Consider the following 23,242-nt stretch of genomic DNA (forward strand, 5'->3'; position numbering starts at 1 on the left):
AATATTAATTTCCAGTAAACTTGGTTTTGAAGCTGAAAAAATTTTTTCGATATGATATGATTATGCAACATTTTGGCAAAAATAACTTTATAACGTTCGAAAGGGGAAATAGAATGGAAGTTTACAATAATGAGGGAGCAGCGTCTGTTCCAGCAGGGAAGCCTTCAAGAAATATATTTGCAAATCGAATTGTATTGGCGATTATGTCTTCGAATTTTTTACTTCAGTTAGGTATTTGGATTAGGAATTTTGCGATTTTACTGTACGTGACAGATATTACGAATAACAATCCGGTCTATGTTTCCTTAATTTCTGTAGTTGAATTTGCACCAATTTTTATCTTTTCTTTTATTGGCGGGACATTTGCAGACCGTTGGAAGCCTAAACTAACGATGGTTTGGTGCGATATGTTATCTGCGGTATCCATTGGGCTGGTGTTGTTAGCCCTTCTATACGGATCGTGGCAGGCAATCTTCTTAGCTACACTCGTTTCAGCCATTCTATCACAGTTTTCCATGCCTTCGGCAATGAAGCTATTAAAGCAGCATGTTCCTGGTGAGCAATTACAATCTGTTATGGCCATGTTCCAATCGTTGATGGCTATATTTATGGTTATTGGACCTGTTATTGGAACACTTGTTTATCAAAACTATGGAATTTACGTATCTATCGGCGTCATGGGAGCAATGTTTTTACTTTCTGGGCTTGTATTAATGTTCCTTCCCCGTGATATAGAGAAGGAAACATCAGCGGTCGAGAATAATTTTAAGAAAGAATTGGCAGACGGATTTCGTTATGTGATGTCAAAGAAAATACTGAAATCAATGGGTGGTATTTTTGCGGTATGTGGTCTTGCCGTTGGGCTTATTTCGCCGTTGGCGATCTTTGTAGCCATTGAAAAACTTGAGGTGCCAAAAGAATTTATCCAGTGGTTATTAATGGCAAATGGTGTTGGAATGTTAATTGGCGGCGGAATCGTTATGGCTTTTTCAAAGAAAATTTCACCACAAAAGCTGCTTGCCCTCGGGATTTTCGCTAGTATGGTTTTTACAGTTGGTGTAGGTTGGTCTACAAGTGTTGTGCTAACTCTTGTATTCCAGGTATTAAACGGAATTTTCTTCCCGTGCATCCATATTGGGATAAATACGATTATTCTTAAGTACTCAGAGGAAGCATTTATCGGACGTGTAAATGGTGTGCTAAGTCCTCTGTTTATGGGAATGATGGTTATTGGAATGTCAGTTTCAGGTGTTGTGAAAATTCCGCTGACGTTATCTGGTGTTTATACCGTCTCAGGTATATTATTTCTGATTGGATCGTTACTGGTAGTACCGCTTTTCAAAGTAAAAGAGGAGGGGGCAAATCTCTCAATGACAGAGAAGCAGCCTCAGGTTTAGGATAAGAAAGGTGCATTAAGCTCAGCTTAATGCACCTTTCTTAGTATTTTCTTGACTCGTTAATTGTTGTTCTGCGAATTCACGGTATAAATCATGGGATTGTGTTAATTCGTGATGGGTGCCGATTCCAGTTACACGTCCTTTTTCGATAAAAATGATCTTATCTGCATCCACTATGGTTGATAAGCGATGAGCAATGACAAAGGTAGTACGGCCTTCCATTAATCGGGATAAAGCCTGCTGAACAATTCCTTCTGATTGGCTGTCTAAGCTTGCCGTTGCTTCGTCCATCATTAAAATCTTAGGGTCGCGTAAAAAGGCCCGTGCGATGGCAATGCGCTGTCTCTGTCCTCCAGAAAGTTTTACCCCGCGTTCACCAACCTCTGTGTCTAAGGCTTCCGAAAAGGATTTAATAAATTCACTTGCATACGCCATCTCTGCAACTTCCCAGAGCCGGTCGTCAGAAATAGATTCATCATCAGGCAGCCCGTAACATAAATTTTCGCGGATGGTTCCCGCCATCATAGCGCTTTCCTGTGAAACATAACCAATTTGATTGCGCCAGCTTGCAGCCGATAAATCAGTGATTGGAGTATCGCCCACCATAATTTTGCCGGAGGTCGGCTCGTAAAAGCGCTCAAGTAAGCCGAACATGGTGGTTTTTCCGCCGCCGCTTGGGCCAGCAAATGCAATCATTTCCCCAGGCTGTGCCTCAAAGGACACATCTTCAAGGACAGGTTCATCTTCACTATAGGAAAAAGAAACATTCCTGACCTGTATAGGTTTATTACCGATGTCTAATTCCATTCCTTTTTGGCCTTCTTCTAAAGGGAGGTTTAAAATATCAATAATTCGCTCGGTAGCTCCTTTTGCTTTTTGTAACTGTGTAAAGAACATGGCGAAACTTGTAATGGGGAAAATAATTTGAAATAGATATAGTAAGAAAGCAACAAGTGAACCGGTGGACATCGTTCCATTTGCCACCCGCATGCCCCCGTATCCAATGATCATCACGATTACAATCATGACAACAAGGTACATGATGGGAGCGATTAAAGCGGTAATTCGTGCTTCTTTTAAACCAAACCCCAGTAATTTATCGATTCCAGATAAACCCTTTGTCTCTTCATGCTTTTCTGCCGTTGATGCTTTCATTAATCGAATTTCGCTCAATGTTTGTTGGATGTTACCGGTAAAGGCTGCCGTTTCATCCTGTAAACCACGAGAGATCTTTGCCATCCTCCTGCCAAGCGGCATCATAATAATGAAGGTGAGGGGAACAGATATTAACATTAATAAGGTCATTTTCCAATCCATAATAAGGAGGATAACAATGGCGCCGATGATGGAAATAATACCTGTAATGAATTGTGGAAAGTGGTTTGAAATTAAATCACGGACAATACTTGTATCGCTGATGACACGGCTGACGGTTTCACCACTCGATTGTTTATCAAAATAACTTACAGGTAACCGGATTAATTTGACCCACATCCGTTCACGGAGCCGGGCGACAATCTTTTGACCAACAAAACTTAGCAGGTAAATGGAAACGCCGCTGATGATTGCTTGAATAATAAAAGCCGCCCCAATTCCAATCATAAGCGGAACACTTAGGGAGGACACGGAGAAGCCATCTACTAAGTTTTTCGTTAGGACAGGAACAAGGAGACCGGCAAGTGTTGTGATAAGACTTGCTGTCAATCCAATACCTAATGCAAGCTTTGGGATTTTGGCAGATAAAATAAGTGAAATAAATGGTTTTAAACCATCTCGTTTAGGGTTCATTTGTACGACTCCATTCCAAAAAATCACTTCAATAAGCATGATACTTTCATATGAAGTGATATGCAAATGATATTTTGATAAGATGGAGCAAGGAAAAGAAAGAGAGGAATTATAGGTACGATGAATGAAACAAAAGTGATAACAAATTCAAATCCAGCGAGTGAATCCAAAGCATGGTTGTATGTTATTCTTGCGGGATTTCTTGAAGTGGTCTGGGCAAGCGGGTTTAAATATGAAGAAGTTCCTTCCCTCGTTGTTCTTATAGCCATTTTAGTAAGTTTTGATTTAATTATTAGAGCTACAAAGGTTATTCCGGTTGGGACGGTATACGCTGTATTTGCCGGGATTGGTACCATTGGAACTGTCATTGTCGAGGTTATCTTTGAAAATGGCTCTGTCAGTCCATTTAGAATACTCCTTATTTTATTACTGTTGGCTTGTATTATTGGCTTGAAATTAACAAATAAGGATGGTGAGGTTTAATGGATTGGCTGATGCTTATTTTTGGAGGATGTTTTGAAGTTGTTGGGGTTATCGGTTTAAAAAGAACGGCCGATAAAGGTAACATTGTGAATTATCTCATTCTAATTGGAGGATTTATTATGAGTTTCCAGCTGCTCGTTCAGGCAATGGAAACGATACCTTTATCAACTGCCTATGCCGTTTGGACAGGGATTGGTACGGTAGGAGCAGCAATTGTTGGAATGGTGTTCTTTAAAGAATCGAAGAGCTGGCTTCGGATTGCATGTATTCTAGGTATTATTTTTTCAGTCGTTGGTTTAAAGCTCGTTCATTAGTTATATCCAAGGAGGACAAAAGGGGGTTCTGAAAAAAGTATTTGATAGGATGGTTGTAATTGGGCCAAGGTTAAATGGCTGGTCATATGCACATTTCCAGATAGTAGCACACTTAAAAGACAATCCTTCATAATATAAACATATAGAGAAAAAGACAAAAATAAAAGGAGGATTGTGGGTAATTGCTGACTAGCATGCAAGATATACGTAAAATTCCTCGGGGGATTCCGGTCTTACTTTTTCTAAAAAGTAATGGCCGCGGTGTAAACGGAATTTTTAGTACTAAGTTTTTATTGCTAAACCAATTTGATGATGATAAAAAATGTGTTACGGCAAGAGAATTAAAAAAATGTAAGGTTTGTCGGGACGAATTTGTTCTTGTACCTACTGATGTATGCATTACATTTGAAATTGGTTGTATTTTTGGCTTCCAGGTATTCCCTGATACCTGTGTTAGAAACTGCAAACATCCCCCGATTGAGTTTGAAGATAGTATCTGTGGGAATTTTGCAATAACGCGGGGGTTTCAAGAAGCGGTCATTTGGCAATCCAACATTAGAGGTCATCAAATTAGTCGAATTTGTATAACAGTTGAAAAAGGGGAAATGATTGGTTTGGAATTAAGAGCGTACAATAAATTCACAGATATGTTCGAATCATATCCTTTATTTGAAGCACCTTCCAACCCATTTGATTTAACCAATTGTTCTTCCTTAGCGATCTTTAAATCAAATTTAGACACTGAAGTCAGTGGTCAATACAAAATTGATATAATTAGTGAAATTGAAATAAATTAGGACTTGGTTATTACTGTATGTATGGTAGAAAATTACCAATATAGTAATATCTAAGTTTTTTTAATAGAGCCATACTTTAAAAAAACATGATTCACTGCCGTATAAAAACGATTAAATCCAGCAATGAAACTACTCCATAAAACAGGTTCTAAAGGAAATAAATCCTCCTTTGGACCTGTTTTTTTTATTTATCCCTCATTAATTTAATGACAAATTGAATTTGAGTCATTAAAAGCCTGACCAATATGAGCAAAATGCCGTTTCACAACATGTCCCTTATTAATATTCTAAAACATAACTTTAATTTTTTTTAAAATAGGAGATGAAAGATTTGAAAAAATGTCGAAAGAAAAACTGGCATGATGATGATTCTTGTTCTCACAAAAAGAAAAAAAAGGACAAAGGTCTAGAGCTAATCAAGGATTGCATATGTGTTGAATGGACTGTGCCGAATGGGGAAACACAAACTGTGTTTCAGACAGCAAATTTTGATCCATTTTTCGCATCTGGTTTCGTCAGTTTTGACTGTGGTAGTCCTGATTTTGTCAGAGTAAGATTCTTCTTAGGAAATGATCTGGTTGGAGAGGTAGTCAGAGTTTTTGAAGATAGCAGTGTAGCATTTACCCTTACTGAATTTGACCGTATCACAGTGGAAAGCCCTTCATTTACCGGAACACCTGACCCAGATTGCCCAACTGCATCTGAAGGTGAAATTTGTATTACAGCAAGATTCCCTGTCAATAGAAATGATTAATTAACACTAGTTTATTAGACCGTTTTTTTTAGGTCACCCGATTTAATAAAAATTTTTTGATTTGAAATTGATGTAAACGCCGTTGCCAAGTATCTAAAGTTTAATATTTTGTAGGTATATAAGAAATGAGGTGGAAGTTCTTGTCTTGTAAGAAATGTAATGGGCATGACGATGGTTGTGAATGTCATGATCATCATTGTGATTGTAAAGGTGACGATTGTTTAAGAAGAAAGAGAAACAATAAAGTTAAGCGAGGAGCAACAGGAGCAACAGGAGCGACAGGAGCGACAGGAGCGACAGGAGCAACAGGAGCGACGGGAGCAACGGGAGCAACGGGAGCAACAGGAGCGACGGGAGCAACGGGAGCAACAGGAGCAACGGGAGCCACAGGAGCAACGGGAGCGACGGGAGCAACGGGAGCAACGGGAGCCACAGGAGCAAGGGGAGCAACGGGAGCAACGGGAGCAACGGGAGCAACGGGAGCAACAGGAGCAACGGGAGCAACAGGAGCAACAGGAGCAAGGGGAGCGACAGGAGCGACAGGAGCAACGGGAGCGACAGGAGCAACGGGAGCAACAGGAGCAACAGGAGCAAGGGGAGCAACGGGAGCAACAGGAGCAACAGGAGCAACGGGAGCGACAGGAGCAACGGGAGCAACGGGAGCGACAGGAGCAACAGGAGCAACAGGAGCGACAGGAGCGACAGGAGCAACGGGAGCAACAGGAGCAACGGGGGCAACAGGAGCAACAGGAGCAACAGGGGCAACGGGAGCGACAGGAGCATCATCCAATTCGCCATTTGCATATGTTCGACGTAACTCAGATCAAGTTATACCAGACGAAGGTTATGTAAGTTGGGAATCTATCACAACTCCTGGAGGCATATCCATTGGTGTAGATACAACAGTAATTACCATTACAACTCCTGGTTTCTATTTAATTCATGCTTTTACAAATTATAATGGTACAGGTGCGTTTGTTTTGGAAGTTAACGGTGTTGAGATTACACCATCAACACTTTATTCACAAAATGATGGTACAACGATGACGCTTATTATCAGTATTCCGCAAAATGCAAGCTTGAGATTGAAAGCAAAGGATTCAGAAACAATTCTTTCGGACCCAATCGATGGTAACAATTCAATTTCAGCGGCAATAACCATCTTCAGAATAGGAGATAATTAAGCAGCTGTTATTTGTTAGTAAGGGGGATGTGTACATGAGTATACATCTCTTTTTTTATGAATGCTTATCCTTTTTAGTCATTATAATGCTATTACTATTTTGGGATGACAAAATACTCACACCCTCTCTTTCGAAACATAAGATGTGAATAAATCAAAAACCTTATTGAATTTGTTAGTCACCTATTAGACATGCTTTTTTCTACCTAAAGTGAAATCAAAGGTAATCAATGAAAATAAATCCTTCAACCCGGAACTAAAAGAACTAAAGCATCAAGGAGTGGTCTTTTTGCATCTCATCTTATTATCTGGTGGATCAGGCAAACGTCTTTGGCCGTTATCAAATGATTCACGTTCTAAACAATTTCTAAAATTATTGCCATCTAATCAAAAGTTGAATAAACCAATCTCCATGCTTCAACGGATTTGGCAGCAACTTCAAAAAGCCAATCTTGCGGATTGTGCAATAATATCTACAAGAAAATCACAGATTGACATGATTCATAGCCAATTAGGTCCTAATATACCATTAGTTATAGAGCCTAGTAGGCGTGATACCTATCCAGCTATTACATTATCATCTATTTATTTATATTCAGTTAAAGCTATTCAGCAGGATGAAGTAGTCGTGGTTATGCCAGTTGATTCATATGTTGAGGACGAATTCTTTCATAATGTAAAGATTTTGGAAAAGGTTATACAATCATCAGATGCTGACCTTGCGTTAATTGGAATAAATCCTACATTTCCTTCAGAGAAATACGGATATATTGTTCCTGATATTTCACCAAAAACGATTTCTGATGAAGCCTATTGGCCAGTCTGTTATTTCAAAGAAAAGCCTAATACTGAAATTGCAAATCAATTACTTAGTGAAGGTGGGCTTTGGAATAGTGGCATTTTTGCGTTTAAATTGGATTTTTTACTAAAGAATCTGAAGTTGAGGGACCTTCCCTTAAACTATGATGAAATGGTGAAAAAGTATAACGAACTGCCAAAGAACAGTTTTGATTATGAAGTGGTTGAAAAAACAAATAGTATCGTTGTCGTACCCTATAACGGGGAATGGAAAGACCTTGGTACATGGAATACACTTACGGAAGAAATGGTAACTCCTTTAACTGGCAAGGGTAGTATGAGTGCTGATTGTAAAAACGTCCATATCATCAATGAACTGGATATTCCTGTTTCTGTTCTAGGTTTATCTGATTTAATTGTAGCCGTTAGTCCAGATGGCATCCTTGTTTCGGACAAAAAGGAAAGTCCGCGAGTAAAGGAAATTGCTACTCAGTTTGAAAATAGACCGATGTACGAAGAACGTCGTTGGGGAAGGTATCGTGTATTAGATTACGTCAAAATAAATGACGAAAATGAAGTCCTTACAAAACGAATTAGTGTAACAGCCGGAAAAAATCTCAGCTATCAAAAACATCTTCAACGGCGAGAGGTTTGGGCCATTATTAGTGGAACGGGTTTATTTGTACTTAACGATAAAATGTGGGCAGTCAAGCCAGGTGATGTACTCAAAATTCCTCTCGGTGCCTTACATGGTGTTAAAGCCATTACGGACTTAGAATTTATCGAGGTACAGTCTGGTACTGAACTTATTGAGGAAGATATTGTCCGGATTTTTTTGACATGGGATGAAGTTGAAGCCCATTGTGAACAGGTTACAAATGATGAATACTAATTTTTTTCCTTTAAATAATTAACAGAAATTCTTATTCTATCAGTCAGTTACAATTAAAGAACAATTTACTGAGACCAAAGTAGTGAACGAACATAGAATAAAATGATGTTTAAACAGAAGGGATGTAAATTGATGAAACAAACTGACATGGTTACCATTGCCATTCTGGCAAAAGATAAAGCCCATGTTCTGCCTTTATATCTTCAACTAATTGAAAATCAAACGTACCCTGCTTCCAAAATCAAGCTTTATATACGGACGAATAATAATAATGATAATACCGCAGAGATACTCGAACAGTGGATAGAAAAAGTCAAGGATTGGTATTCGGAGATCTATTATGATTCAAGTGATGTGGCGGAGCGCGTACAAGAATATAGTCCACACGAGTGGAATTTTATCAGGTTTAAAGTGGTAGGCCGTTTACGTCAAGAATCAGTAGATTGGGCGAAAGAAAAAGGTACACACTATTTTGTCGTTGATTGTGATAACTTTGTCGTGCCTGAAACCATTGAAACGCTTGTAAAAACTGGATTACCTGTAGTAGCTCCTCTGTTGCGGAATGGTGATCTGCCATGGCATCCCTATTCCAATTACCATTTTATTGCGGATGAAAATGGTTATTACAAAGAAGTAAGCCTCTATCACGATATTTTGCACCACAAAGTTAAGGGTTTGATTGAGGTGGAGGTAGTCCATTGTACGTATTTTATCAGACAAGAAGTGTTGGAATATGTCAACTATGATGATGGCAGCGGAAGATTTGAATATGTCATTTTTAGCGACGTTTTGAGAAAGTGGGGGATTCCCCAATATCTCGATAATCGTCGCATTTATGGAAAACTCACTTTTGCTGATACGGAAGAAGACTTTAAAGCTAAAAATATTAACGTAGATAACCTGGCTTATTAGTGGAGGGAGAATATGTGCAAACTATAAGTCTTTGTATGATCGTAAAAAATGAAGAGGAAGTTTTAGAGCAATGTTTGAGCAGTGTAAAAGAAGCCTGTGATGAAATTATCATTGTCGATACAGGCTCAACCGATAAAACGAAAGAAATAGCTTCTAAATTTACAGATCGGATTATTGATTTCAAATGGGTTGATGATTTTTCTGCCGCTCGGAATTTTGCATTTAGTCATGCAACAATGGATTTTATTTTGTGGTTAGATGCAGATGATACCTTAAAAAAAGAGGATCTTGACAAATTAAAAGCTTTGAAGAGTAACCTTGATCCAGCTATTGATGCGGTTTCCATGTTCTATCATTATGGATTTGATGAAAAGGGAAATCCCAATTTCATCTTTAGAAGAAATCGACTGGTTAAACGTTTAAATCAATTTAAATGGCATGGACCTATACATGAATATTTGGAGGTATCGGGAAATATCGTTCAATCAGATATAGCGGTCACCCATAATCGGGATATGAAACAAAATATCCCTTCACACAGGAACATTACCATTTATGAGAATCGATTGAAAAAAGGAGAAGTGTTCACACCAAGAGATTTGTATTATTACTCAAATGAATTGAGGGATCATCAAAAATATAGGAAAGCAATTAGATATTATGATAAATTTCTTGGCACCAAGAAAGGCTGGGTCGAAGACGAAATAAAAGCCTGTTATAGTAAAGCGGAATGCTATCAAGCACTAGGAGAGAAGGATAATGAATTGAATTCATTACTTCAAAGCTTAAAATTTGATTGGCCTAGACCTGAATTTTGTTGCAAAATGGGTGATTTTTTCATGGAGAAGAGGGAGTTTGAAACCGCAGCTAAGTGGTTTCACTCTGCCTTGGAGAATCAAAAAACAGACACAGGGGGATTTCAAAATCCTGATTACACAACCTGGTATCCTCATTTGCAATTATGCGTTTGTTATTGGGAAATAAGGGATCTTGAAAAGTCTTGTGAACATAATGAGAAGGCAGGAGAATTTCGTCCAGATCATCCAAGTGTATTATCTAATCGTACTTTATTTCATTAATTCTTCTACAAATTCCCCATAGATAAAAAATATTTACTTATTTGAAATAAAGTATAAAGGATGATTTCAATGTTAGACTATCAAATTGTCTGGAGAGGACCGGTAATGGATGCTACCGGTTATGGTGGAGCTAGCAGGGGATATGCTTTGGCATTAGACCGCTTAGGTTTCGATGTAAAAATAGAGACGTATACATGGAATGTGCCGTATAAAGATATGGATAGCAATGAAAAAATAAGGCTAGAGCAGTTAATAGAGAAAAATTATGATGATTCAAAAAAGAAAATATTAATTTATCATGCACCTCCTAGTATTGTTCGGTTAGAGGAAGAGGTAAAATTCGAACGACGCATTTTGAATACGGTTTGGGAGACTGAAACATTACCTTCATATTGGACGTCCATTATCAATAATTTTGACGCTGTGTGTGTTCCATGCTCTTTAAATGTCAGGGCAATGGAAAATAGTGGTGTAGAGATTCCAATCTTTCTAGCTGCACACGGGGTAAATACAGAAAAATTCAATCCGGAAAACAAAAAATTTTCAATAAGGGGAACCGAAGGTAAATTTGTGTTCATCTCGGTATTTGATTTCCAGCATCGGAAAAATCCTGAAACTTTATTAGAGGCTTATTGGAAGGAATTTAATAAATCAGATCAAGTAGCTTTAGTCATTAAAACCTATTCAGATAGTCAAAGTCTGGTATTGGAAAAAATTTCTGGATTAAAAAGGAAATTAGGAATTGGAGATGAAACAGCACCACTATACGTTATGACAGGAACTCTCGAGGAAATGCACTATCTAGGCCTTTATACTCTTAGTAATGCATACGTTCTCCCTACGAGAGCAGAAGGAGTCGGAATGCCATTCATGGAAGCTCTTTCAAGCGGAATTCCCGTAATTACTACGGGTTGGGGAGGACAAATGGATTATCTAAACGAAAACAATTCATTTTTTGTCGATTATGAATTAACACATCCTAGGAATAGTACTGTTAGCCATAAAATGATTGCACACTTTTATTACAACTTATTTCTAGAGGATACACAAATATGGGCTGATGCAGATGTAAAGGATTTAATGAAAAAGATGAGATATGCATTTGAAAATCCAGATATTTGTAAACAAAAAGGACATCAGGGAAGAGAGGATATGTTTCAATTTTCTTGGGACCATGCAGGTTTGGCACTATTACAAGCAATTGAGAAGACTATTGGATAAAGCTGCGTGCATTAACGGTATAATTGTTTTAAACCACGGATAAACTCTGTGGTTTATTTTTAAATAATGAAAGGATGAGCAAAAAATGCATAAGGTAAAAAAAGCAATTATCCCGGCAGCTGGACTCGGAACAAGATTTTTACCAGCTACAAAAGCTATGCCAAAAGAAATGTTGCCGATTGTAGATAAACCAATGATTCAATATATAGTTGAAGAAGCAATCGAATCTGGAATCGAAGACATTCTTATCGTTACCGGAAAAGGGAAACGTGCCATTGAAGACCATTTTGATTCTGCCTTCGAATTAGAACAAACCCTATTAAAGAAAGAGAAGTTCGACCTATTAGAAAAAGTTAAGGAACCATCAAGAATGGTTGATATACATTATATAAGACAAAAGGAACCAAAAGGGCTGGGGCATGCAGTGTGGTGTGCACGAAAATTTATCGGTAATGAACCATTTGCCGTTTTGCTAGGTGATGATATTGTTCAAGCAGAAACCCCTTGTTTAAAACAATTAATCAATGAATATAATCGTACACATTCCTCTGTTATTGGTGTGAAAAAAGTTCCGGCCAACCTGACACATAGGTATGGGATTATAGAGCCCTTTGAACAGATAGGCCAATCTTTTCAAGTAAACAATTTTGTTGAAAAACCAAAATTAGGTACCGCTCCATCAAATTTAGCGATTATTGGCAGGTATGTTTTTACACCAGAAATTTTTATGTTTTTGGAAAACCAAGAAATTGGTGCCGGTGGGGAAATTCAACTTACAGATGCGATTCAAAAATTGAATAAAATACAACGGGTATTTGCTTATGAATTTGAAGGGGAAAGATTTGACGTCGGAGAAAAACTTGGGTACATTCAAACAATTATTGAATTTGCACTTAGGAAAGAAGAATTAATGGAAGATTTATTAAAATTTATGAAGGATAAAATAAATAGTAAATAATAGAAAACATCTCTCGAATTCAAATCGGGAGATGTTTCGCTTAAGTTAATTAGTTAATTTTTCAAGTTCAGAGAAAACAGCTTCATAATCTTCTTTCTTGTCTGCTTTAAAGGAGGTGTTTATATAGGTAATGATACCATCTTTATCGACAACAAAGACCGAGCGGATGGCGACTTCACCTTTTTCATTAAACACCTTATAGTCTTTGATGGTCTGCCTGCGCCAATCGGATGCTAAAGGATAAGGCAATGTCCCCATACTGGCGGCAAAAACTCGGTGCGAGTGAATATGATCGGCACTGATTCCAATTACTTCTGCACCTAACTGTTCAAATCTTTTGTAGTCCTCTTTCCAAGAGGCGATTTCTTTAATTCAGCCTGGAGTAAAATCCATTCCATAAAAAGCAACGACCAGATTCTGTTTTCCTCTATAATCTGAGAGTGCAAGCGGGTCCTTTGTTGTTGCAGGCAGTGAAAAATCAGGGGCTGTATCCCCAACCTTTAAGGTTGCTTCCAAGAAAACTCCTCCTCTTTTTGAAACATTACATCTTCGGTAGGGTTTCCATTTTTAGCATGAATTAGACAAAAAAAGATGTCTTTTTATGACATCTTTCATATAGGATATAGCCTGGCTTCCAAATTGGGCCCAGCTAGTTACAAAGTCTTGAAAATCCGCTTACTTTGTAATCACAAAACTTCATCCCATTGAGATTTACGAGGTTAACACCATATTTATGTCACAAATTATTCAGAAATCAGTGAAAATAGTTCTCACTAACCTGTTGACTTGAAAATTTTAACTGTTTATAATCAAAACATTGATAATGATTTTCAGTCTCATTTATTTTTGTTTTCGAGTGATAATTATTCTCAATTAGAATGAGAATGAGAGAATAATAGAAATGTTGGGGACTGCCATGATGAAGAAAAGATATTTACTACTAGGATTAATACTCTTATCTGCTGTTTCCTTGTTTGTTGGGGTTAGCAGTATATCACCATTGGACTTGTTAGATGTCCAATCTGAGGAGACCCAGATTTTCCTTATCAGCCGATTGCCAAGGCTAGTAGCAATCCTGCTTGCAGGAGCTGGAATGAGTATTGCAGGTTTGATCATGCAGCAGCTTAGCCGAAACAAATTTGTCTCACCGACGACAGCGGGAACGCTAGACGCAACTCGTCTTGGTATCCTTGTTTCCATGCTGTTGTTTGCAAATGCAACCATGCTGGAAAAAATGGCAGTAGCCTTTGCTTTCGCACTTGTTGGTACATTTTTGTTTATGCAGATTCTTGACCGAATTAAGTTTAAGGATGCTATTTTCATCCCGCTTGTTGGGTTGATGTTTGGGAATATTTTGTCCTCTGTAACAACCTTTTTCGCGTATCGTGCTGACGTCATTCAAAATATGTCTGCTTGGCTTCAGGGGGATTTTTCGATGATTATGAAGGGCAGATATGAACTCCTTTACATAAGTCTTCCAATCTTAATCATTGCTTATTTCTATGCTAATCGCTTCACTGTTGCTGGTATGGGTGAGGATTTTTCAAAAAATCTTGGGCTTGCCTATCGCCGGATTGTAAATATCGGTCTGATACTGGTTGCACTGGTGACCACTACGGTTGTTTTGACAGTGGGGATTATTCCGTTTTTAGGCTTGATTATTCCGAATATCATATCGATTTTTAAAGGCGACCATTTGCAAAAAACATTGCCGCATACGGCACTCCTAGGAGCTATTTTCCTTCTGATTTGCGATATATTGGGCCGGGTGCTCATTTATCCATATGAGATTTCGATCAGTCTCATGGTTGGTGTAATCGGAAGCGCAATTTTCTTATACTTACTGTTCCGGAGGAAGGCCTATGCGTAACTCAATAAAATTGGCTATACTCGCATTGATCGCTGCGGGAGCTTGTGCCATCTATTTATTTCATGATTTAAATGGCAGCTTTGGATACGCCCTGCCAAAACGAACGATAAAAGTGCTGGCAATGGTTTTAACAGGTGTCACGATTGCCTATGCAACAGTTGTTTTTCAAACCATTACCCATAATAAAATCTTAACACCGAGCATAATGGGGCTAGATTCACTTTATATGCTGTTACAAACATTGATTATCTTCTTTTTAGGCTCCGGCCACATGATGATTGTTAATAAGCAAGTGAATTTTTTACTCTCTGTTGCTGTAATGATTGTATTTGCACTCATTTTATATAAGTTTCTATTTAAAAAGGGCAATCAGCCAATCTACTTTTTATTACTAGTGGGAATCATTGTCGGGACATTTTTCTCAAGTATTTCTACCTTTTTTCAGGTATTAATCGACCCAAATGAATTTCAGATTGTTCAAGACAAAATGTTTGCGAGTTTTAATAATATCAATTCAGACTTAGTCTGGCTGGCCATTGCAATTGTCTGTCTTGTAATGATCTATGCATGGCGCTTTTTAACGTATTTAGACGTATTATCCTTAGGTCGTGATACTGCCATTAATTTAGGAGTTCCTTATGATTCAATTGTCAAAAAAATGCTAGTGATTGTGTCAGTTTTTATATCAATCTCGACTGGATTAGTAGGACCGATTACTTTTTTTGGCTTAATTGTTGCCAATTTGTCCTATCAATTTTTCAAAACCTACAAACACACGGTACTAATAACGGGTGCGATTCTCATGAGCATCATCGCCCTTGTTGGCGGGCAATGGGTGGTTGAAAGAGTCTTTACTTTTTCGACAACGTTAAGTGTCATTATTAACTTTATCGGTGGAGTGTACTTCATCTATTTACTGTTAAAGGAGAGGAAAGCTGCATGATACAAGTCCGAGCTTTGTCAAAGTTATATGGTAAAAAGTCGGTTGTTGAGGATGTAACCGTTGATATTCAGCCGCGAAAAATTACGAGTTTTATTGGTCCCAATGGAGCAGGTAAATCGACGTTACTATCAATGGTAAGCCGTCTTCTTGATTCAGATACAGGTGAAGTGCTTATCGACAAAGCTGATGTGAAAAAGATGAAATCTAATGATTTTGCTAAGAAGGTATCCATTTTAAAACAGTCAAATTACATGAATGTTCGCTTGACGATTCGTGAACTAGTATCCTTCGGACGCTTTCCTTATTCGAAGGGTCGGTTGACGGATGAAGACGAACGGATGGTTGATCAATCGCTTGAATATATGCACCTAACCGAAATGCAGGACAGTTTTTTAGATGAATTATCTGGAGGTCAAAGGCAGCGCGCGTTTATCGCGATGGTTATTGCACAGGATACGGAGTACATTCTGCTTGATGAACCATTGAACAATTTAGATATGAAGCATTCCGTTCAAATTATGAAAATACTGCGCCGTCTGGTTGATGAGCTTGGTAAAACCGTTGTCATCGTGCTTCATGATATCAACTTTGCGTCTGTTTACTCCGATCGTATTGTCGCGATGAAGGATGGTAAGGTTGTGAAAGATGGACCTACAGAAGAAATTATTGACTCAGCCGCATTAAAAGAGATTTACGATATGGATATTCCCATTCAGAAAATGGATGGCTGCAGAATTTGTGTTTATTTTAGCGCTTAATTAAAGGAGAGATTTAGGAATGAAAAAGTGGAGTTTTTTAGCATTAATGGTTTCAATGATATTATTATTAGCAGCATGTGGGTCTAAGGAAGAAAGCAAAACAGAAACAGCCGATGCAAAACAAGCTGCGACTGAGAAAATGACGATTGAACATAAGTATGGTGAAGTAGAAATTGACAAAAATCCAGAAAAAGTAGTTGTATTTGACTTTGGAATTTTAGACACTTTGGATGAATTAGGTGTCGAAGTAACTGGAGTTCCACAAGCATCTGTCCCTGCATACTTAGAAAAATACGCTGGTGAAGGATATACGAACGTTGGCAGCTTAAAAGAGCCTGATTTTGAAGCAATTCATACGATTCAGCCGGATGTTATTTTCATCACTACTCGCCAAGCTGAGTTATACGAACAGTTCGCAGAAATTGCTCCAACTGTTTATGTGGAATTAGATTATACAAAATACTTGGAGTCATTTGAGAAAAACATGAACCTTGTCGGTGAAATTTTTGACAAGAAGGATGAAGTAGCAAACTCTGTAGAAGAGATCAAAGCAAGCGTTAAAGAGGTAAATAAAAAAGCTTCTGCACTTGATAAAAAAGGATTAATTGTTTTAGCAAATGAAGGAAAAGTTAGTGCTTATGGACCAAGCTCACGTTTTGGTGTCATTCATGACGTGTTTGGTTTTGGAGCAGCAGATGAGAAAATTGAAGTATCCACCCATGGCCAAAGCATTACAATGGAATACATTATGGAGACAAATCCAGACGTATTGTTTGTCATCGACCGTAACACAGCAGTAGGCGGCGAAGCTGGTGCCGAAAAAGTAATCGAAAATGAACTTGTTAAAAAGACAACAGCCTTCCAAGAAGATAAAATCATTTACCTAGATCCAGACGCTTGGTATTTAAGCGGCGGCGGATTACAATCTGTAAAACTTATGGCTGAAGAAATCGAAGCTGCATTATAAGATTACAAGCCAGGTTTCCTGCCTGGCTTTATTTATAGGGAGGGATCGTTTATGTTTTATCAAGTTAGAAGAATTGTTGTAAAAGAAGGATTTAGTGAGCAGGTAGTCGAGAACTTTGCAAATCGGGGCGGTCTGATGGCTCAGCGACCTGGATACATTGGAAAACAGATTTTAGTGAAAAAGGTTCGCCGCGGCGAAGAGGAAGTTATGGTTATGGTTCAATGGGAATCTGAAGAGGATTGGAAAAATTGGGAGAAGAGTCCAGAGCATATCGCCGCTCATAAGTCGAAGCCAAAGGCAGAGAAGCCTGAGTATCTTGTTGAATCCAGTCATGATCTTTATTATGTAAAAGGATAAGTTTAATAGAGAGAGGCTGACGCGAATGATCACTTGGTGTGATCTCAACGTGTCAGCCTCTATTATTTATTCCTTTTCAATTTCTACGTTATGCTCTATTGCCAGTTCATCTAGCTGATCATTGTAGTCTTCGATTTGCAGGCGTCCTTCTTCTAGAAGTTGATTGGCTTCATCAATCAAATTTGAATCTTGTTTCTCGAGTGCTTCAATAATTTTCTCAAAGGCACTTAATTGAAGCTTAGCTCCGGAAAGGTAAAGGTCATGAATCTCTTTAAGTTCATCTGTTTCAATTGGTACATCCTCAAGTTCAGTAATTAATTTAGTATAGTTGGGAATGACCACGTTTACTACGGCATCATACATGGTTTGATCATCCTTATAATTGACCCCGGCAACACCCTCATAAGCAGAAACAGCCTTATCCTCCAGTTCCTGTGCCGTCTTCATCTCCTCATTTATATAATTCAAAATGTCATCCTGAACAGGACCGCCGCAACCAGCCAAAACAAGAAAGAAACTAAATACCAACACAGCCAACACTCGCTTTTTTAGCATAACCCCACCCCCATCGACCATTATATGAACAAATGGAAGTCCACTATGTATGAACAAAATCGGAATAATTTTTAAAAACAATTGAATGCCTAACAATCTTTATGCAAGTCCATCATTAGATAAAGAAACAAGAATAATTATGGAGTGGGATGAATGAAATGGCAAAGAGAAACAGAGGAAAGACAATAAACTACCTGCCATCGAGAGGCCGAGGGACATGTCCTTTGTGTGGAAGGACAAGAATAAAGCTGTTATATCCACATAAAACAGAAACAAACCAAACCATCAAAGTATGCAAAAACTGCCTTATTAAATAACTAGAGTCAATGATGGTGATACAATAATGGTGACAGGCACCGCCCGTGGACACTGTCCACCTCAGGCGGACACCTAACTCAAAAAAAGGATTGGGTCCAAATCTGGCGCCCAATCCTTTTTATTATTGAGAGTTTTTAGCTGCTTTTCTTGATACTCTTACTACGTTAAAGAGGCTGGCTGCTAAACCGCCCCAGAGTATGACCATACCGACAATCATCATTGTGAGTGCACTTGCTGACATGTTAAGCACCCTCCTTTTCAAGTTCTGACTTTGTAGTGGTTTTCCAGCCTTTTAGTGAGAGGAGGATTCCTCCAACAATACTAATCACTACTACTAGTAACCCTGCATACATGATTAGGTCTGTAGGATAGCCTTCATAATTTTCCTTAAGGTTCTGACGGATGTTGTCAAACATCATATACCCAAGAACGATTGGTGTTACGACGCTTAAGCAAATCTTCCACCATGCTCCTACGCGTAAGTCAGAAATGGCATTTGCATGAGATTGCAAGCCGCCAAGCCCTTTGAAGAACCAAGCAATTAAAACTACCTCTACCAATCCTGCAGTAACAACCCCGAAGTTATTGATGAAATAATCTACAACATCTAGGAAGTATAATCCGCCGTTTGTTGCAAATAGTAAAGAAATTATTGTTGCTGCTAGGCCGCTTGTTAAAACTGCTTTTGTACGAGAAACATTGAATTTCTCTTGAATACCCGCCACAAACGTTTCTACAATTGAAATCAACGATGTCATTCCAGCAAATACAAGAGATAAGAAGAACAATACTCCAAAGAATCCATTCATTCCTGGGAATTCGTTAATGATACTTGGGAAGACAACAAACGCCAGTCCAATTCCACTGCTTACTACTTCGTCGACTGCCACTCCTTGTTGATTAGCCATAAAGCCAAGAGCAGCGAATACCCCAATACCAGCAAGTAATTCAAATCCTGAATTGGCAAAAGCGGTAATGAATGCATTATTATTAATATCTGATTTTTTTGGCAGGTAACTAGAATAGGTAATCATGATGGCAAATCCAATGGATAATGAGAAGAAGATTTGTCCGTAAGCTGCAATCCATACCTTACCATTAAAAATCATATCCCAGTTTGGTTTAAAAAAGGCGTCTAAACCTTGAACTGCGCCTTCTAGTGTTAAAGCGCGAACAACGATGATTAAAAACATAACGATTAAAGTAGGAAGGAATATTTTATTAAGCTTTTCAATTCCTTTTGAAACCCCACGATATAGGACAAAAATTGTAACTGCCCAAATGAATAGCAATGGAATCACTACGCCTGGAACTAAACCACCGATTTGACCAGGTTTTTCAGCAAGTTTCAATACATCACCGAATAAGAAACTGCCAGGGTCGGAGCCCCATTGAGTACCAAAGGAAAAAATTGTATATTTAACTGCCCAAGCAACGATGACAGCATAATACGTACAGATTACAAAAGAGATTAACAGCTGCCACCATCCAAGCCATTCTGCTTTTTTATTTAAGCGGAAGAGTGAGAGAGGTGCTGAACCTCTATATTTATGACCAAGAGTGAATTCGAGTATTAAGATGGGAATTCCGGCTGTTAAGATTGCGAATAAATATGGTAGAAAAAATGCTCCCCCGCCATTTTCATATGCTACTGCTGGAAACCTCCAGATATTCCCTAAACCAACTGCGGAACCTACTGCTGCCATAATAAAACCGTATCTTGAACCCCATTGCTGACGTTTTTCCATTTTATAAACCCCCAAGGTTAAATCTATCTATTCTATGTTTTGTAAAAATTCAGATAACTATTTTGTTATATTAATATACCTATTATTTTTCGGAATGTCAAATAATTTATTAAAAATTTTGTCGAAAAGAGTATTTAAAGGATAATTTTAATAGCATCTAACCATAATAAATACATTTCATTTATTTGGAGGGAATTGACTTATGAAACTGTTGGCTAAGGGGATTTTTACATTGGCAATCAGTTTATCTATTATGTTGACAAGTACTAGAGGAAACTGTGAAGCCACTGTGAATGATGGGAATGGGAATATTAAAAATATTATTTTTCTAATTGGTGATGGCATGGGGGTTTCCTTCACTTCAGGGTATCGTTACTTAAAGGATAATCCGGCCACCATAGAACTTGAATCAACAGAGTTTGGCCAGTACCTTGTTGGTCAACAGACGACCTTTCCAAATGACCCAAGGCATAATGTGACGGATTCTGCTGCTTCGGCAACAGCGATGGCAACTGGTATAAAGACCTATAACGGGGCAATTGGAATTGGAAATGATCACTCGAAATTAAAATCAGTTCTTGAAGCAGCTAAGGAAAAAGGGAAAGGAACAGGACTCGTTGCCACTGCCCAAATTACCCACGGCACGCCTGCAGCTTTTGGGGCACATGTTACTCAGCGGAAAAACATGAGTGCGATAGCTGATGATTATTTTCAAGATCGAGTAAACGGTGATCATAAAATAGATGTTTTATTGGGCGGAGGGGCTGATTGGTTTATCCGCAGCGATAGAAACTTAGTTGATGAGTTTGTTAAAGACGGCTACAGCTATGTATCTAACCTTAATGAGATGAAAGAGGACCATAGTACTCAGGTGTTAGGGTTGTTTGCCAAAGGCGGGCTTCCAAAAATGATAGATCGACCTAACGACGTTCCTTCCCTAGCAAATATGACTGCCTCGGCACTCGAACGGCTAAATAAAATCGATAACGGCTTTTTTCTGATGGTGGAAGGAAGTCAGATTGATTGGGCTGCACATGACAATGATATCGTGGGAGTAATGAGTGAGATGGAAGACTTCGAGAAGGCGTTTAGGGTTGCCATTGACTTTGCGAAAAAGGATGGACATACATTGGTGATTGCAACAGCAGACCATTCAACAGGGGGATACACGATAGGTGCCGGGGGACAATATAATTGGTTTAGTTCAGTGGTAAAAGCAGTGAAGCGGACACCAGATTATATAGCTATGAAAATAGCTAAGGGTGCAAATGTGAAAGATACGTTAACGAAATATATCGACTTTCCTTTAACAACTAAAGAAATTAATTCAATTCAGACTGCGGCCAGAACCCACAAAATTAGAACCATCGACAATGCAATAGAAGAAATTATCAATACCCGTTCCAACACAGGCTGGACAACGAAAGGACACACAGGCGAAGACGTAAACGTCTATGCCTACGGACCAGGAAGTGAACGCTTCAAAGGGCAAATCGACAACACCGACCACGCCAAAATCATCTTTGACATTCTTAAATGAAGTATTTTTGGTGCCTGTCACCGAGCGATTTTACTCGGTGACAGGCACCGTCCGTGGACAGTGTCTACCCTAGGTGAACACTTCCCGCCTAGGAGGACAAAAGGGGATAATTCGTTATGCTTTTGTGTGTTTGATTGAATAGGCTGCGAGTTGTACACGGTTTTCTAGTTCTAGTTTTTCTAGTAGTTTTTTTATATGGTTTTTTACTGTGTTTTCTGCAATAAAAAGGTGTTGCCCGATTTGTTTGTTGGTCAAGCCTTCCGAAATTAAAAGCAGGATTTCCTTTTCTCTAGGTGTTAATGCTTTTAAAGTTTGAGAATGCTGCAGGTCTTTTTCTCTAAACTGATAGAGCAGTTTTCCTGCCATTCCCCGAGTTGTTTCGATGGAACCGTCGACTACCGAGTGAAGATATTGGAGCCATTCATCTGGATCCATATTTTTGAGCAGATACCCTTGTGCGCCATATTGAATAGCGGTAAATAAATCAGCAACATTATCTGAGACACTTAACATAATGACTTTTATGAAAGGGGAGGTCTCTTTAATAATTTTTGTAGCCTCTAACCCATTTAAAATCGGCATTTCAATATCCATTAAAATAATATCAGGAATCAATCGCTGACTTAGTTCGATTACTTCTCTTCCATTTTTTGCCTGACCGACGATTTTGAAATAGGGGTCATCCTCAAGCATTTCACTAATGGCTAGACGTGCGTGGGGATGGTCATCCGCAATTAAGATACGAAATGGATTTGTCACCTTACTTTTCTCCTTTCAAAATTATTTTTGTTCCAAGTTTCTCTTCTGAAGTGATTTCTAAAGAAGCCTCTAATCGCTCTGACCGTTCCTTTACCATGGAAATTCCATATTTATTTGACTGTAGTTCGGTAATATTGAATCCCTTCCCATTATCTTCTATTATCATTTCCCAATGTGAATCACTTGTTTGCAAAGTGAAATTCACCCTAAATGCCTCTGAATGCTTTCGAATGTTTGTAAATGCCTCTTGGATAATTCCAAATAATTGCACTTCGTCAGCAGGAGTGAAGAGAGAATCCTTAATAGAAATATCAGTGAGTATATCAATCCCTGACACAATACTCCAATCTTCAAGCCAATTCTGAATCCGCTTTGAAAAAGAAACATGTTCGCTTGGACTGATACGTAAATTGAAAATTGCTTGACGTAAATGCGTGTCAATCGAATTAACAAGTGCTCCAGCTTCGTCTATTTTTCCTTTTTTTAAATGTACCTTAAGTAAAAAAAGGGTTTGGGCAATGCTATCATGTAATTCCTTTGCCAGTCTTTCTCTCTCTTCATAAATAGCGTGCATTTCTCGTTCCTTTGTAATCCGTTGGTTTTTCAAGTCAATCGTGCGAAACATCCAAGTGGAAAAGATATAAGAAATGATAAGGGTTAGGATGGTAATCACAAAGTTACCTGCCGTCATTGAAAGATTATGAAGCAGTACACTATGCCGAAAAAACTCAAATCCACCAATTAATACAGTTGGAATAAAAATGCTAAAAAACTTTAATGTACGATAGGACATGATTATTGCTCCCTTTTCACTTGTTCAGTCTTTACAATAGGCTGTTTTCGTAAAGAGT

At 38.4% G+C, this 23,242-nt stretch carries 24 protein-coding genes; 17 read left to right on the forward strand and 7 right to left on the reverse strand.

Annotated features, from left to right (window positions below; translation table 11 throughout):
• Positions 1-113: 113 nt before the first annotated feature.
• Positions 114-1,397 carry an MFS transporter gene (locus MLOOGBEN_RS16765; RefSeq protein WP_179159415.1) on the forward strand — a complete coding sequence of 428 codons (1,284 nt, stop codon included), beginning with the start codon at positions 114-116 and terminating at the stop codon, positions 1,395-1,397.
• 21 nt (positions 1,398-1,418) lie between these two features.
• Here the strand turns inward: MLOOGBEN_RS16765 and MLOOGBEN_RS16770 are convergent, their stop codons facing one another.
• Positions 1,419-3,185 carry an ABC transporter ATP-binding protein gene (locus MLOOGBEN_RS16770; protein WP_179159416.1) on the reverse strand — a complete coding sequence of 589 codons (1,767 nt, stop codon included), beginning with the start codon at positions 3,183-3,185 and terminating at the stop codon, positions 1,419-1,421.
• A gap of 120 nt (positions 3,186-3,305) precedes the next feature.
• On the opposite strand from MLOOGBEN_RS16770, the gene MLOOGBEN_RS16775 reads away from it, so the two are divergent.
• The 10 genes from MLOOGBEN_RS16775 to galU all read left to right on the forward strand — a co-directional run bounded on the left by MLOOGBEN_RS16775 (position 3,306) and on the right by galU (position 12,576).
• Positions 3,306-3,668 (forward strand): DMT family transporter, encoded by a 363-nt coding sequence (locus MLOOGBEN_RS16775; RefSeq protein WP_179159417.1) that lies wholly within the window; start codon positions 3,306-3,308, stop codon positions 3,666-3,668.
• Positions 3,668-3,982: a DMT family transporter gene (locus MLOOGBEN_RS16780; RefSeq protein WP_179159418.1), complete on the forward strand. Its 315-nt coding sequence runs from the start codon at positions 3,668-3,670 to the stop codon at positions 3,980-3,982. The genes MLOOGBEN_RS16775 and MLOOGBEN_RS16780 overlap by 1 nt, the downstream gene beginning before the upstream one ends.
• A 182-nt stretch (positions 3,983-4,164) precedes the next feature.
• Positions 4,165-4,779: a hypothetical protein gene (locus MLOOGBEN_RS16785; RefSeq protein WP_179159419.1), complete on the forward strand. Its 615-nt coding sequence runs from the start codon at positions 4,165-4,167 to the stop codon at positions 4,777-4,779.
• A gap of 331 nt (positions 4,780-5,110) precedes the next feature.
• Entirely contained in the window at positions 5,111-5,533 is a 423-nt protein-coding gene (locus tag MLOOGBEN_RS16790; protein WP_179159420.1) for an S-Ena type endospore appendage, read from the forward strand.
• A 140-nt stretch (positions 5,534-5,673) separates the two neighbouring features.
• Complete coding sequence (locus MLOOGBEN_RS29620) at positions 5,674-6,717, forward strand: hypothetical protein (RefSeq protein ID WP_306430751.1); 1,044 nt, start codon at positions 5,674-5,676, stop codon at positions 6,715-6,717.
• A 288-nt stretch (positions 6,718-7,005) separates the two neighbouring features.
• Complete coding sequence (locus MLOOGBEN_RS16800) at positions 7,006-8,406, forward strand: sugar phosphate nucleotidyltransferase (RefSeq protein WP_179159421.1); 1,401 nt, start codon at positions 7,006-7,008, stop codon at positions 8,404-8,406.
• A 132-nt stretch (positions 8,407-8,538) separates the two neighbouring features.
• Complete coding sequence (locus MLOOGBEN_RS16805; RefSeq protein ID WP_179159422.1) at positions 8,539-9,318, forward strand: glycosyltransferase family 2 protein; 780 nt, start codon at positions 8,539-8,541, stop codon at positions 9,316-9,318.
• 14 nt (positions 9,319-9,332) lie between these two features.
• Positions 9,333-10,397 (forward strand): glycosyltransferase, encoded by a 1,065-nt coding sequence (locus MLOOGBEN_RS16810; protein ID WP_179159423.1) that lies wholly within the window; start codon positions 9,333-9,335, stop codon positions 10,395-10,397.
• A 69-nt stretch (positions 10,398-10,466) separates the two neighbouring features.
• On the forward strand, positions 10,467-11,618 hold the full coding sequence (locus tag MLOOGBEN_RS16815; RefSeq protein WP_179159424.1) for a glycosyltransferase family 4 protein: 1,152 nt from the start codon (positions 10,467-10,469) through the stop codon (positions 11,616-11,618).
• An 85-nt stretch (positions 11,619-11,703) separates the two neighbouring features.
• A complete protein-coding gene (galU, locus tag MLOOGBEN_RS16820; protein ID WP_179159425.1) occupies positions 11,704-12,576 on the forward strand; it encodes a UTP--glucose-1-phosphate uridylyltransferase GalU in 873 nt (290 codons plus the stop codon).
• A gap of 45 nt (positions 12,577-12,621) precedes the next feature.
• Here galU and MLOOGBEN_RS16825 read toward each other — a convergent pair whose 3' ends face one another.
• Entirely contained in the window at positions 12,622-13,092 is a 471-nt protein-coding gene (locus MLOOGBEN_RS16825) for a redoxin domain-containing protein (protein WP_256989134.1), read from the reverse strand.
• A 403-nt stretch (positions 13,093-13,495) separates the two neighbouring features.
• Between MLOOGBEN_RS16825 and MLOOGBEN_RS16835 the strand changes: the two genes are divergently transcribed.
• From MLOOGBEN_RS16835 to MLOOGBEN_RS16855, 5 genes are read left to right on the forward strand one after another with little or no spacing between them, the layout of a single operon-like run.
• On the forward strand, positions 13,496-14,446 hold the full coding sequence (locus tag MLOOGBEN_RS16835) for an ABC transporter permease (RefSeq protein WP_179159427.1): 951 nt from the start codon (positions 13,496-13,498) through the stop codon (positions 14,444-14,446).
• Positions 14,439-15,389, forward strand: coding sequence for an iron chelate uptake ABC transporter family permease subunit (locus MLOOGBEN_RS16840; RefSeq protein ID WP_179159428.1), 951 nt, complete (start codon positions 14,439-14,441; stop codon positions 15,387-15,389). Before MLOOGBEN_RS16835 ends, MLOOGBEN_RS16840 begins: the two co-directional genes overlap by 8 nt.
• Positions 15,386-16,147 (forward strand): iron ABC transporter ATP-binding protein, encoded by a 762-nt coding sequence (locus tag MLOOGBEN_RS16845; protein ID WP_179159429.1) that lies wholly within the window; start codon positions 15,386-15,388, stop codon positions 16,145-16,147. The genes MLOOGBEN_RS16840 and MLOOGBEN_RS16845 overlap by 4 nt, the downstream gene beginning before the upstream one ends.
• A gap of 19 nt (positions 16,148-16,166) precedes the next feature.
• Positions 16,167-17,114 (forward strand): siderophore ABC transporter substrate-binding protein, encoded by a 948-nt coding sequence (locus MLOOGBEN_RS16850; RefSeq protein ID WP_179159430.1) that lies wholly within the window; start codon positions 16,167-16,169, stop codon positions 17,112-17,114.
• A gap of 51 nt (positions 17,115-17,165) precedes the next feature.
• Positions 17,166-17,471 (forward strand): antibiotic biosynthesis monooxygenase family protein, encoded by a 306-nt coding sequence (locus tag MLOOGBEN_RS16855; RefSeq protein WP_179159431.1) that lies wholly within the window; start codon positions 17,166-17,168, stop codon positions 17,469-17,471.
• Positions 17,472-17,537: 66 nt separating this feature from the next.
• Here the strand turns inward: MLOOGBEN_RS16855 and MLOOGBEN_RS16860 are convergent, their stop codons facing one another.
• The 3 genes from MLOOGBEN_RS16860 to MLOOGBEN_RS16870 all read right to left on the reverse strand — a co-directional run bounded on the left by MLOOGBEN_RS16860 (position 17,538) and on the right by MLOOGBEN_RS16870 (position 20,092).
• Positions 17,538-18,026, reverse strand: coding sequence for a hypothetical protein (locus MLOOGBEN_RS16860; protein WP_179159432.1), 489 nt, complete (start codon positions 18,024-18,026; stop codon positions 17,538-17,540).
• Between the two features lie 439 nt (positions 18,027-18,465).
• The gene (locus tag MLOOGBEN_RS16865; protein WP_179159433.1) at positions 18,466-18,585 is read right to left on the reverse strand and encodes a methionine/alanine import family NSS transporter small subunit; all 120 of its coding nucleotides are present in this window, start codon (positions 18,583-18,585) and stop codon (positions 18,466-18,468) included.
• Between the two features lies 1 nt (position 18,586).
• Positions 18,587-20,092 (reverse strand): sodium-dependent transporter, encoded by a 1,506-nt coding sequence (locus tag MLOOGBEN_RS16870; RefSeq protein ID WP_179159434.1) that lies wholly within the window; start codon positions 20,090-20,092, stop codon positions 18,587-18,589.
• Between the two features lie 202 nt (positions 20,093-20,294).
• On the opposite strand from MLOOGBEN_RS16870, the gene MLOOGBEN_RS16875 reads away from it, so the two are divergent.
• Positions 20,295-21,632 carry an alkaline phosphatase gene (locus MLOOGBEN_RS16875; protein WP_179159435.1) on the forward strand — a complete coding sequence of 446 codons (1,338 nt, stop codon included), beginning with the start codon at positions 20,295-20,297 and terminating at the stop codon, positions 21,630-21,632.
• Positions 21,633-21,746: 114 nt separating this feature from the next.
• Here the strand turns inward: MLOOGBEN_RS16875 and MLOOGBEN_RS16880 are convergent, their stop codons facing one another.
• Positions 21,747-22,391: a response regulator gene (locus MLOOGBEN_RS16880; RefSeq protein ID WP_179159436.1), complete on the reverse strand. Its 645-nt coding sequence runs from the start codon at positions 22,389-22,391 to the stop codon at positions 21,747-21,749.
• Position 22,392: 1 nt separating this feature from the next.
• Positions 22,393-23,184 carry a sensor histidine kinase gene (locus MLOOGBEN_RS16885; RefSeq protein WP_179159437.1) on the reverse strand — a complete coding sequence of 264 codons (792 nt, stop codon included), beginning with the start codon at positions 23,182-23,184 and terminating at the stop codon, positions 22,393-22,395.
• Positions 23,185-23,242 lie beyond the last annotated feature (58 nt).

Source organism: Bacillus sp. EB106-08-02-XG196 (assembly GCF_013396335.1).
Lineage (GTDB): Bacteria > Bacillota > Bacilli > Bacillales > Cytobacillaceae > Neobacillus.